The sequence below is a fragment of the Microbacterium sp. MYb62 genome, assembly GCF_002979475.1.
GTDB lineage: Bacteria > Actinomycetota > Actinomycetes > Actinomycetales > Microbacteriaceae > Microbacterium.
The window spans coordinates 107,946-119,107 of record NZ_PCOY01000009.1; the positions used below are offsets into that span (position 1 = coordinate 107,946).

At 67.9% G+C, this 11,162-nt stretch carries 13 protein-coding genes, 1 tRNA gene and 1 pseudogene; 8 read left to right on the forward strand and 7 right to left on the reverse strand.

All coding sequences use genetic code 11. The annotated features are described in order from the left end of the window. Positions 1-12 precede the first annotated feature (12 nt). The 3 genes from pstC to pstB are packed head-to-tail and all read left to right on the forward strand — an operon-like array spanning position 13 to position 2,878. Positions 13-963 (forward strand): phosphate ABC transporter permease subunit PstC, encoded by a 951-nt coding sequence (gene pstC, locus CQ042_RS11450; protein WP_105670609.1) that lies wholly within the window; start codon positions 13-15, stop codon positions 961-963. Between the two features lies 1 nt (position 964). Further along, positions 965-2,068, forward strand: coding sequence for a phosphate ABC transporter permease PstA (pstA, locus tag CQ042_RS11455; RefSeq protein ID WP_181157543.1), 1,104 nt, complete (start codon positions 965-967; stop codon positions 2,066-2,068). Positions 2,069-2,098: 30 nt separating this feature from the next. Then, positions 2,099-2,878, forward strand: a complete 780-nt coding sequence (gene pstB / locus CQ042_RS11460) for a phosphate ABC transporter ATP-binding protein PstB (protein WP_028503355.1) — start codon at positions 2,099-2,101, stop codon at positions 2,876-2,878. Positions 2,879-2,968: 90 nt separating this feature from the next. Here the strand turns inward: pstB and CQ042_RS11465 are convergent, their stop codons facing one another. From CQ042_RS11465 to sigK, 4 genes are all read right to left on the reverse strand, one after another. Beyond that, entirely contained in the window at positions 2,969-3,853 is an 885-nt protein-coding gene (locus CQ042_RS11465; RefSeq protein ID WP_105670610.1) for an aminodeoxychorismate lyase, read from the reverse strand. Positions 3,854-4,024: 171 nt separating this feature from the next. Then, positions 4,025-4,654 (reverse strand): DNA-directed RNA polymerase subunit beta, encoded by a 630-nt coding sequence (locus tag CQ042_RS11470; RefSeq protein ID WP_105670611.1) that lies wholly within the window; start codon positions 4,652-4,654, stop codon positions 4,025-4,027. Positions 4,655-4,683: 29 nt separating this feature from the next. Then, entirely contained in the window at positions 4,684-5,484 is an 801-nt protein-coding gene (locus tag CQ042_RS11475; RefSeq protein ID WP_105670612.1) for an anti-sigma factor domain-containing protein, read from the reverse strand. Next, positions 5,481-6,080 (reverse strand): ECF RNA polymerase sigma factor SigK, encoded by a 600-nt coding sequence (gene sigK / locus CQ042_RS11480; RefSeq protein ID WP_181157544.1) that lies wholly within the window; start codon positions 6,078-6,080, stop codon positions 5,481-5,483. The genes CQ042_RS11475 and sigK overlap by 4 nt, the downstream gene beginning before the upstream one ends. Positions 6,081-6,275: 195 nt before the next feature. Here sigK and CQ042_RS11485 point away from each other — a divergent pair, with 195 nt between their 5' ends. Both CQ042_RS11485 and CQ042_RS11490 read left to right on the forward strand, forming a co-directional pair. Next, complete coding sequence (locus tag CQ042_RS11485; RefSeq protein WP_105670624.1) at positions 6,276-6,935, forward strand: fasciclin domain-containing protein; 660 nt, start codon at positions 6,276-6,278, stop codon at positions 6,933-6,935. A 134-nt stretch (positions 6,936-7,069) separates the two neighbouring features. After that, positions 7,070-7,142, forward strand: a tRNA-Lys gene (locus CQ042_RS11490). Positions 7,143-7,205: 63 nt separating this feature from the next. Here CQ042_RS11490 and CQ042_RS11495 read toward each other — a convergent pair. Continuing rightward, the gene (locus tag CQ042_RS11495; RefSeq protein ID WP_105670613.1) at positions 7,206-8,657 is read right to left on the reverse strand and encodes an MFS transporter; all 1,452 of its coding nucleotides are present in this window, start codon (positions 8,655-8,657) and stop codon (positions 7,206-7,208) included. A gap of 94 nt (positions 8,658-8,751) precedes the next feature. On the opposite strand from CQ042_RS11495, the gene CQ042_RS11500 reads away from it, so the two are divergent. Both CQ042_RS11500 and CQ042_RS11505 read left to right on the forward strand, forming a co-directional pair. Beyond that, a complete protein-coding gene (locus tag CQ042_RS11500) occupies positions 8,752-9,666 on the forward strand; it encodes an AraC family transcriptional regulator (RefSeq protein ID WP_105670614.1) in 915 nt (304 codons plus the stop codon). Further along, entirely contained in the window at positions 9,666-10,211 is a 546-nt protein-coding gene (locus tag CQ042_RS11505; RefSeq protein WP_105670615.1) for a type 1 glutamine amidotransferase domain-containing protein, read from the forward strand. The genes CQ042_RS11500 and CQ042_RS11505 overlap by 1 nt, the downstream gene beginning before the upstream one ends. A 9-nt stretch (positions 10,212-10,220) precedes the next feature. Here the strand turns inward: CQ042_RS11505 and CQ042_RS11510 are convergent, their stop codons facing one another. Then, on the reverse strand, positions 10,221-10,736 hold the full coding sequence (locus tag CQ042_RS11510; protein ID WP_105670616.1) for a CGNR zinc finger domain-containing protein: 516 nt from the start codon (positions 10,734-10,736) through the stop codon (positions 10,221-10,223). A gap of 25 nt (positions 10,737-10,761) precedes the next feature. On the opposite strand from CQ042_RS11510, the gene CQ042_RS11515 reads away from it, so the two are divergent. Next, complete coding sequence (locus tag CQ042_RS11515; protein WP_105670617.1) at positions 10,762-10,977, forward strand: hypothetical protein; 216 nt, start codon at positions 10,762-10,764, stop codon at positions 10,975-10,977. 1 nt (position 10,978) lies between these two features. Here the strand turns inward: CQ042_RS11515 and CQ042_RS20610 are convergent. Beyond that, a pseudogene (locus CQ042_RS20610) lies at positions 10,979-11,162 on the reverse strand (peptidoglycan DD-metalloendopeptidase family protein); the annotation flags it as partial.

Sequence of the window (11,162 nt, forward strand, 5' to 3'; positions counted from 1 at the left end):
GAAGCAGCTCCCATGACAGCCACGACCTCGCCGGCGTCGACGCGAATCGTCGCGAAGAAGCGCGCCGGTGACCTCTGGTTCTCCGGCACGGCGGTCGCCGCCGGGTCCATGATCATGATCACGCTGGCCGCGGTCGCGATCTTCCTGATCGTGCAGTCGATCCCGGCCTTCACGGCGACCGCCGAAGACGCCTCGCTCCTCAAGACGAACTTCTGGGACTACGTCGGCCCCCTCCTCTTCGGCACCGTCTGGGCGGCCTTCCTGGCCCTCCTCCTGGCGGTGCCGCTGTCGCTCGGCGTGGCCCTGTTCATCACCCACTACGCACCACGGCGCCTCGCCCAGGGCCTGGGATACGTCGTCGATCTGCTCGCCGCAGTTCCCTCGGTCGTGTTCGGCCTCTGGGGCATCCTGGTGCTCGCACCGGCCGTCCAGCCGATCTACGCCTGGCTCAACACGAACGCCTCCTGGATCCCCCTCTTCGGCGGTGTCGTGTCCCCCACCGGACGCACGATCCTCACCGCCGCCATGGTGCTGGCGGTCATGGTCGTCCCGATCATCACCGCCATCTGCCGCGAGATCTTCCTGCAGACCCCTCGCCTCCACGAAGAGGCCGCCCTCGCACTCGGCGCCACCCGCTGGGAGATGGTGCGCATGGCCGTGCTGCCGTTCGGGCGCTCCGGCATCGTCTCCGCATCCATGCTCGGTCTCGGCCGCGCGCTCGGCGAGACCATGGCCGTCGCCATGGTGCTGTCGGTGAGCAAGGCCGTCACGTTCGAGCTGCTCACCTCCACGAACCCCTCCACGATCGCAGCCAACATCGCGCTGACGTTCCCCGAGGCGTACCAGGTCAACATCAACATCCTCATCGCGACCGGTCTGATCCTGTTCGTCGTGACGTTCGCGGTGAACGCGATCGCACGCTGGTTCGTGAACCGCCGCAAGGAATTCTCGGGAGCGAACTGACATGACCGTGACCGCCCCCGAATCGGCTCGCACGGCGAGCGCCGCTCCGTCCCAGCTCTCGCTCCGATCAGGACACCTCCCCCGCTGGTCGCCCTGGGCTCTTCTCGGCCTGTCGCTCCTCATCGGATTCACGCCATTCGCCATCACGGCACTCGCCAGCGGATCCGAGCTCAACATCGCCGGCTCCGTCGTCCTCGGCGCCATCATCTACCTGGTGCTCATCTATGTGATGTCGCGCATCATCGAGAGCCCGCGGAAGGCGCTCGACCGCCTGATCACCGGCATCGTCACCTCGGCGTTCGCGATCGCGATGGTGCCGCTGGTGTCGGTCGCCATCACCGTGGTCGCCAACGGGCTGGCCCGCTTCGACGGACTCTTCTTCTCCTCGTCGATGCGCGGCGTGCTCGGCGAGGGCGGCGGCGCCCTCCACGCCATCATCGGTACGCTCCTGGTCACGCTCGCCGCGGCGATCATCTCGATCCCGATCGGCCTGATGACGGCCGTCTACCTGGTCGAGTACGGCAAGGGCGGCCGCATGGCCCGCACCATCACCTTCCTCGTCGACGTGATGACGGGCATCCCGTCGATCGTCGCCGGTCTGTTCGCCTATGCCGTGTTCGCGCTGATCTTCGGCCCCGGTGTGCGCATGGGCATCGCGGGCTCGGTCGCCCTGGCCGTGCTCATGATCCCCGTCGTCGTGCGTTCCACCGAGGAGATGCTGCGACTCGTACCCAACGAACTGCGCGAGGCGTCGTATGCGCTCGGCGTGCCGAAGTGGCTCACGATCGTCAAGGTGGTCCTCCCGACCTCGATCGCCGGGATCACGACGGGCGTCATGCTCGCGATCTCCCGCGTGATCGGCGAGACGGCCCCGCTGCTGCTCACCGCCGGATTCACCGACGCCATGAACTACAACCTGTTCAGCGGACGTATGCAGACCCTCCCGGTGTTCACCTACTCGCAGTATGCGTACCAGGGCATTCCCGCGGAGGCCTACGTCGAGCGGGCCTGGGCAGCCGCCCTGACGCTCATCATCATCGTCATGCTGCTCAACCTGATCGCACGACTCGTCGCGAAGATCTTCGCCCCCAAGACCGGCCGCTGAGCCCTCGACCCGACAAGCAAGGAATCTGCAGTGTCCAAGAGCATCGAAGTCAACGACCTGAACGTCTACTACAGCGACTTCCTCGCCGTGGAGGGCGTCTCCCTCGACATCCAGCCGCGCAGCGTCACGGCCTTCATCGGCCCGTCCGGCTGCGGCAAGTCCACCTTCCTGCGCACCCTCAACCGCATGCACGAGGTCATCCCCGGCGCCCGCGTCGAGGGAGAGGTGCTGCTCGACGGCAAGGACCTCTACGGCCCCGGCATCGACCCGGTGCTCGTGCGCCGCCAGGTGGGCATGGTCTTCCAGCGCCCGAACCCGTTCCCCACGATGTCGATCAAGGAGAACGTCCTCGCCGGTGTGAAGCTCAACAACAGCCGCATGTCGAAGAGCGACCAGGACGCCCTCGTCGAGAAGTCGCTCACCGGCGCGAACCTGTGGAACGAGGTCAAGGATCGTCTCGACAAGCCCGGCTCCGGTCTCTCCGGCGGCCAGCAGCAGCGTCTGTGCATCGCCCGTGCCATCGCCGTGTCGCCTCAGGTGCTGCTGATGGACGAGCCCTGCTCGGCTCTCGACCCGATCTCGACCTATGCGATCGAGGAGCTGATCGGCGAGCTCAAGAACGAGTTCACGATCGTGATCGTGACGCACAACATGCAGCAGGCGAGCCGCGTGTCGGACAAGACCGCATTCTTCAACATCGCCGGCACCGGCAAGCCCGGCAAGCTCATCGAGTACGACGACACCACCTCGATTTTCACCACGCCTTCCGTGCAGGCGACCGAGGACTACGTCTCCGGCCGCTTCGGTTGAGTTGAGGAACACGTGAAGAGGGCCCAGGAACTTCGGTTCCCGGGCCCTCTTCACGTTCCGGCGCCTCTTCGCGCGCCGGCGCCTCGAGGATCAGTCGCGGGGCGAGAGCAGGTAGCGGTTCAGGTCGGCGGTCAGGGCGTGATCGACCGGAAGGGGGGCGTCATCGATGGCCGTGATCGCCGCAGCGAGGCGGACGCTCGACACCAGCCACGCGGCATCCGCCCTGGCCAGATCGGACGCCGGGATGCGGTCGTAGCCGACATCGAAGCCCTTCGCGGTGAGGTGATCGTACACGCTGAGCTGCGTCGTGCCGTGCAGGATGCCGCCGTTCGGCGCCGGTGTGACGAACCGGTCACCGAAACGGAGGATCAGCGAGGCCGTCGGCGCCTCCAGCACGAAGCCGTCGCTCGAGAGGAAGATCGCGTCACCCGCACCGCGCCGGTGCGCCTCGCGCAGCGCCGCCATGTTCACCGCATACGAGAGCGTCTTCGCCCCCAGCAGCAGCCACGGCGCCCGTTCGGCCGCGCCGAGGTCGTATCCGCGATCGAGAGTCACGACGCGCACGCCGTTCGCCCGCACCGCAGAGAAGTCGGATGCAGGAGCCGCGGTCACCCAGGCCGTCGGCGTCGGCCCGTGCTCGACCCCACGGCTGAGGATCAACTTGATGACGGATTCACCGGTGCCGAGCTGACGCGCGGCGTGATCGACGGCCTGCCGCCACTGCGCGAGATTCGGCACCGGAAGATCGCACAGCCGCGCCGAGTGCGCGAGCCGCTCCAGGTGGGGAACCACCTCCTGCGCGTGTCCGTCGATCACGCCGATGGACTCGAAGACGCCATCTCCGCGCTGGGTGCTCAGCTCGCCGACGCTGAGCGCCGGGGCCGCGGCATCCACCTGCGTGAACGTGTCGGCATAGTCGGCGCGCTGCTCCTCGGCGGCGACGGGATCGATCATCAGTGCAAAGCGCCCGGTCATGATCCGAGCCTAGATGGCGGGAATACCCGCCGTCTCATCGCGTTACAATTGAGTGGCCGGGCCGCATAACCCCGGGCTCCAATTTTTGCCGCTTTGAGCGGCCTTCCGCCGAGAGGCGTTCTTGCGGCCCGGTCTTTTCCTGTCCGGGCGCCCCGTCCACACCGTATCGGCTCAGGCGAGAGCGCCCATCCTCCACAGCACTCCGGAGGCCGCCAGGTCCTGCGCATAACTGCTCAGGCGCAGCGCTCGCGTGGTCAGCTCGCTGGCCCGCGCGGGTTCTGTCGGCTCGTAGTCGTCCGCCGCATGCGTCGCGCCCGAGGCCTGCACGCGGCAGAACGCCGCCGCCCGGTCGAGCGCCACCGCGAAGTCACCCCGGAACGCGCCCCGCAGGATCGTGTCGATCAGCGCGACCAGCTCATCGGGACTCGCCGGCACGGGAGCCCCGGCGATCACCGCGTCGGCAGAGGGAAGCTCGACCCGTCCCCGGTCGTACAGGAGCGCGGCGGTGTGCGGATCACCATGGATCGCCAGCTGCAGCACGTAGAGACGCCACAGTGCGCCCGGCAGCGTCCGAGAAGGAGCCTTAGACCACAGCTCCGCGATCTCGTCGATCCCGTGCTCTTCGGTGAAGGCCACCAGGCGCTCGGCGCTCGCGCCGCTCTCGTCCGCACGGACGCGGGTCAAGAGGGCGGATGCCGTGGCGTGCGCGATGCGCGTCTCCTCGGCAGGATCGTGTGCGCCGACGATGTTGTCGAAGGCGCTCGTCGGCCGGCGCACAGGCCGGTGGTACTGCTCGGGCATCACTCCAGGGTACGCGCGATCCGCGACGGTCACGCCGTGGGGATGACGATCACCGGGTCGGACGTGGGCTGCCCTGTCGGCGAGCCGCCTGCCGGCTCGACCGTCACCGCGATCGCATCGCCGGCCTGCATGTCTCCCGCGAGGAGTGCGGTCGCATCTCCGTCCGCGACGTCGAAGACGCCCGCTGACACGGGGGCGTCACCGCGCACGAACCAGAGCTCGTAGGTCTCGCCGTCCCCGGGCGCGGGAAGACCGTCGGCGACCAGCACGGCCTTGCCGACCGAGGCCGACCAGTGCGCGGTCGCCGTCCCGCCGTCGTCGAGGGCGACCGTCGCCTGCTCGGCGTCTCCCGCCGCTTCGATCTCCTGCAGGGCGACGACGCTCGCCGGAGGGTTCAGTTGCTGGTTCAGCACGACCGCTCCGATGCCGACGCCCACGAGCACGGCGAGGCACGCCGCAAGAGCGAAGACGGTTCGACCCCACCGGCGCGGTCTCGGGTTCGGTGAAGGTGTCGCCGCGGGACCGTTCACGGGCGCAGAGGCCGGACCGACAGAATCGGGGTCTTCCGCATCGGGTACGGCGGCGGTTCCCGCGCCGCCGTCCTGTGGCAGGTCCGCGATCTGCGCGAGCAGCGCGGAGCGGATGTGCGCGGGAGCGGTGACGGACTCGACCGGATCGGCGAGCGACGCGGCCGCCGCGACATCCGCATCGACGGTGGTGCGCCATTCCGGGTGATCCGCGAGGGCGGCACGATAGCGGCGCTCGTCATCTGCGGAGAGCGAGTGCAGCGCGGCACCTGCTGCGAGCTCCGCGAATTCCTTCTCGTTCATGCCGTCACCCCCATCGCCGTGCGCAGACGGGTAAGCCCGTCTCGCATCCGTGTCTTGATCGTCCCCAGCGGCGCTCCCACGAGAGCCGCGATCTCGTTCTGACTGTAACCGCCGTAGTACGCGAGGACGAGCGCTTCGCGCTGCGCCTCGGGAAGTCCCGAGAGCGCTTGGACGACCTTTCCTCCCTCGATCCCCAATTCGACCTGCTCCGCGACACTGTCGTGCGCGACGCCGATGTCCTTGAAGCCTGCTCTCACGTCCCGGTCAGCGCTCGACTGCGAAGCTCGCACCCGATCGATGGCCCGGCGATGTGCGATCGTCATGATCCACGCTCGTCCCTGACCTCTGTTCGGAGCGAAGCGCGAAGCGGATTGCCAGATCTCCAGAAACACCTCCTGGAGCACTTCCTCGCTCTGCGCGCGGTTGATCAGCACGCGGAGGATGAGACCGAACACGCGAGAGGAGAGCGTGTCGTAGAGAGCCGCGAAGGCAACCTGATCACCGGAGGCGACGCGGACGAGGAGGTCGGCGACAGCATCCTGCGTCGCTCCGTCCTCGGGAACGTCGAACCCATCGATGACCATCTCCCCCAGCATGCCGCATCTCCTCCCCGATCACGTGCAGACGTCACCCGAACGTGAAGGAATCGGCCTCGCGAACCGTTCACTTCGGAACTGTCATCGGGTCGATTTCGAAGTTTTCTCGGATTCGTCCCATCCGATCCGGAACGGGCTCCGAACAGCCCTCGACGCCACGGAGAGGCCGTGGCTCAGTTCTTGAAGGAGCTCGACATGTTCAGCACCAAGAAGAAGATCACCGCAGCGATCACCCTCGGCCTGGCGAGCGCGTTCCTGCTCTCCGCCTGTTCCATGGGCAGCGGCAGCACCACGGATTCGTCGTCAGAGCCGAAGGCACCCGAGACGTCGGAGTCGACGCCCACGGAGATGGATCCCGCGGCCAACCTGGTCGGCCCCGGCTGCGCGGCGTACGCCGACGCCGTGCCGGACGGCGCGGGCTCGGTCGAAGGAATGTCGCAGGACCCGGTCGCGGTCGCGGCATCGAACAACCCGCTGCTGACCACGCTGGTCGCTGCCGTCAGCGGACAGCTCAACCCCGACGTCGATCTCGTCGACACCTTGAACGGTGGCGAGTTCACGGTCTTCGCGCCGGTCGACGACGCCTTCGCGAAGATCGACCCGGCCACCATCGAGGCTCTCAAGACCGACAGCGCGACGCTGAGCTCGATCCTGACCTACCACGTGGTCCCCGGACAGATCGAGCCGGCCGACATCGACGGCATGCACACGACCGTGCAGGGCGCCGATCTCGAGGTCACGGGCAGCGGCGATGACCTGAAGGTCAACGGCGTCAGCGTCATCTGCGGTGGAGTGCAGACGGCGAACGCGACCGTGTACCTGATCGACTCGGTCCTGATGCCCCCGGCTTCCTAAGCTGGGGCGGTCGGGAGGAGGATCCCGGCACGCGCCCTTCTCGGGGGCAGGGGGAGGAACCCGGGAAGGATTGGGGCCGTCGGCGACACTGTGTCGCCGACGGCCCCTCGTCGTGCGCACTAGACTTTGGGGAGGGGCCTCTAGCTCAGTTGGCAGAGCATCGGACTTTTAATCCGCGGGTCGTGGGTTCGAGCCCCACGGGGCCCACCGTGTCATCCCGTTCGCTCCCCGGCGTCGGCTGTTCGCAGGCCCCGCCTCGGGTCTGTTTCTTCACGCGTGCCTGTGGTCTGCTTTCGTCGTTCGCGCCGTCCGCAGGAGCAACACGGAGACAGCGGCGAGGAAGAGCAGTATCGCCGCGGAGTGCAGTCCGAGCACGAATCCATCGGTGGCCGCCTCGACAGGCGTCCGACCATCCGAGAGCGCTGTCTCGGTTCGTCCGCTGGCGAGGGCGACGAGCGTCGCGATGCCGATGGCCCCACCGATCTGCTGCATCGAGGTGTAGATCGCCGAGCCGAGGCCCGCGTCGCGATCGCCGGTGCCGGAGAGGGCCGCGGAAGTCAGCGCGGGAAGCGCCAGCCCGGAACCGATGCTGACGACGAGGAGTCCGGGCAGCAGGCCGGTCAGGTAGTCGTCGCCTGACTCGATTCCCGCCAGGAGCAGATGGCCGGCCGATGTCACCAGCAGCGAGGTCGTGAGCGTCACCCGCATCCCGAGTCTGGAGACGGAATGCCTCGACAGCCAGATGCCGACGAGAATGCCCGCGCCATAGGGCAGGTAGGCGACTCCGGCGGTGAAGGGGTCGTAGTCCAGCACTGTCTGGATATGGACCATGACCAGGAACGACATCGCGTACAGGGCTGCCGAGGTCAGCAGGGTCGCGATGTTCGCGATCAGGCGGACTCGGGCCCGGAAGAACGACGGGGGGACGAGCGGGTGCGCCACCCGCGTCTCCACCACGAGAAACACGATCGCAAGAGCCACCGAAGCGAGCAGCGAGGCGGTCGAACCGACGTTGCCCCACCCCGTCTCCGCGTTCTGCAGGATTCCCCACACCATGCAGGTCGCGGACGCGGTGCCGAGGACAGCCCCGAGGATGTCCATCCGACCACCGGTCCTCGGTGCTCGGCTCTCACGAACCATGCGAGGCACCAGCACCAGCGCGATGATCGCAACGGGGAGGTTGATCAGGAAGATCCACCGCCAGGAGGCGAGTCCGGTCAGGACGCCGGAGATCACCAGCCCCGTGGTCGCGCCCAGTGCAGCCACGGCCCCCCACGCGCCCAGGGCTTTGGCGCGCTCATGCGGGTCGGGGAACATCCGGATGATGAGGGCGAGTGCTGCCGGACTGGCGATGGCCGCACCTGCCCCCTGCGCGAAACGCCCGGTGATGAGCTGCCACGGCTCCTGCGCCAGGGCGCAGAGCAGGCTCGCCACGCCGAAGGCAGCGACGCCCCAGGTGAACATGCGACGGCGTCCGAGGAAGTCGGCGAGCCGACCTCCGAGGATCAACAGCCCGCCGAAGGCGAGGAAGTACCCGTTGACGACCCACGCCAGGTCGAGCACGGCGAAACCCAGGTCGTCCCGCATGCTGGGCAGCGCCACATTGACCACGGTGTCGTCGAGCACCAGCATGAACTGCACGAAGCACAGCACGATCAGCGTTCCCCGGCGGTGCGCAGTGCCCGGGTCTGTGGCGGGGAGGGCGGGTCGATTCGGGAGCATGCCTTCGACCGTAGAGAACGCTGTCCTTTGTCCACAATCCGCTACGGGGCCAGTGTTTAGCGCGTTTAGGCCAAACCGTTGGTAGGCTCTCAACATGTCCGCACGTCGCAGGCTGGAGGCGGTCGACGCCGGCATCGTGCCGTCGACGGCAGGTGCGATCGTGGTCGGCAGCTTCCCGTTGACCTCCGGCGACTGGATCGAACCGCACAGCCATCCGCATCATCAGCTGGCGTGGACACGCAGCGGTGTCCTCGGCGTCACGATCGGCGACGCGCACTGGGTGCTGCCTCCCACTCGCGGACTCATGATCCCGGCGGGCGTGGTGCACGCGACGGGAGCGACGCGGGATGCCGTGCTCGCCGCCCTCTACCTCGACCCCGACGCCTTCCCTCGTGGGTGGTCGGAACCGACCCCGATCGCGGTCGATGGTCTCCTCGCCCAGCTGATCGTGCACCTGCAGCGAACCGACCTCGCTGAGCAGGCCCGAGCCCGCGCCGAGGCCGTGGTGATGGACCTGCTCCAGCCGTTGCCCGACACGCCGATCATCCTGCCTGCGCCGGTCGATCCGCGGGTGGAGCAGGTGACGGCGGCACTGCGCAGAAATCCCGCAGATCCACGGAGTCTGGAGGCGCACGCCGAAGCGATCGGCCTGAGTCGCCGCACGCTCACGCGACTTTTTCCGAACGACACGGGAATGAGCTTCGAGCGGTGGCGGACACATCTGCGCATGCGCGCCGCCCTTCCACTACTCGCCGAAGGACAGCCGGTGTCGCGGGTTGCCGGCGCGGTGGGCTATTCCACACCCAGCTCATTCCTCGCCGCGTTCCGCCGCACCGTCGGCACCTCGCCCGGTCGGTATCTGCATGGCACGGCTCCGTCGTCCACCGTGCCCTCCCCCGTATCACCCGCATCGCGTATCGGCCACCCCCTTCTCTCCGGGGCGCCGGCGGGAGAGGGTCGAATCGTCCCCGAGAACGGCGGGCGATTCCCTCCACGAAAGGACGAATGATGACTCTCAGCGGCAGCCGCGTGGCCTTCCTGGCAACGGACGGATTCGAGGACAGCGAACTCACGAGCCCCTGGGATGCCGTGACCGCGCAGGGCGCGAGCGCGACGATGATCGCTCCGGACGGCGCTGCCATCACGGGCAAGAACGGGCACGAGCAGGCCGTCGATCTGCATGCCGCCGACACGACCGCGGATCAGTTCGACGCACTCGTGCTTCCCGGCGGTGTCGTGAACGCCGATCATCTGCGCATGGACAAGGCCTCCATCGACCTCGCGCGGGCCTTCTTCGAGCAGCACAAGCCCGTCGGCGTCATCTGCCACGGCGCCTGGATCCTCATCGAGGCCGACGTCGTCGACGGGCGAACGCTCACCAGCTATCCGAGTCTGACCACCGATCTCCGCAACGCGGGTGCGACATGGGTCGACGAGGAGGTCGTCGTGGACGAGGGGCTCGTCTCGAGCCGCACCCCCGACGACCTGCCGGCGTTCAACGCGAAGCTCGTCGAGGAGATCGGCGAGGGGAAGCACGCCGGACAGACGGCCTGACCGCACCGATCAGGTGCGCGCCCGGTGTCGGCGCACAGCCGCCCGGTTGGCGCAGCGCACGGAGCAGAAGCGCTGACGCCCGTTGCGGGTCACGTCGGCGACGACATTCGTGCACGGAGCAGCCTGGCAGCGCCCGAGTCGACTCATCCCGCGCGTGACCAGATGCAGCGAGGTGCCGAGGCTGATGATCGCTCGGAGCACGTACGGCAGTGACGGCACGTCATCGCGGTAGTGCAGGTGCCACCCCTCGTTGTCGTGGTTGGTGAGCCGCGGATAGGCGGCGGCCGCAGCGAGCTCGGCATTCAGCAGCAGGGCCCTCGCGTCGGGGTCGGGTTCATCGACGATCGTGAGCCAATCGTCGATGACCACCCTCACCTTCTCGTGGTCGCCGTCGGCAGGAGGGAACGTCTGCGTCATCCCCAGTTCGAGCGTCCGCGCCACGATCCCGGCGCGGTCTTCCGGCCAGTCGTTCGCGAGAGACGCGGCCAACAGCACCGCATACTCTCCGTAAGGGTTGAGATGCATAAGACCATTACATCACGCTGGATGCATGACCTCGTCGCACACCCTCCCGATCCCCCGTGTCCACCCTGCCGCGGAAGCTCACGAGCATGCCTGGCTCGCGGAGTCGCGGCATCCGACGAGCGAAGGCGTCGTCGTCTACGTGCGCTGCGCGCACTGCGGCACGCACCGCGTCGATATGCAGCCGCATCCGCACCTGCCGCCGACCGCTCTGAGCGCGGAGATGGCTGGGCCGCAGACCTGAGTCACACGTCGACCACCTCGCCGTTGCGCGGGACGAACCGGCCTCCGTCTGTACGGACGAAGACGAGGGGGATGCCCGCGGCGTCGCGCGCGAGCGACGCCGACACCTGAACATGCACGTGCGGCTCGGTGCTGTTTCCCGAGTTCCCGCACTCCCCGACCCTCTCACCGACCGCGACGCGCTGC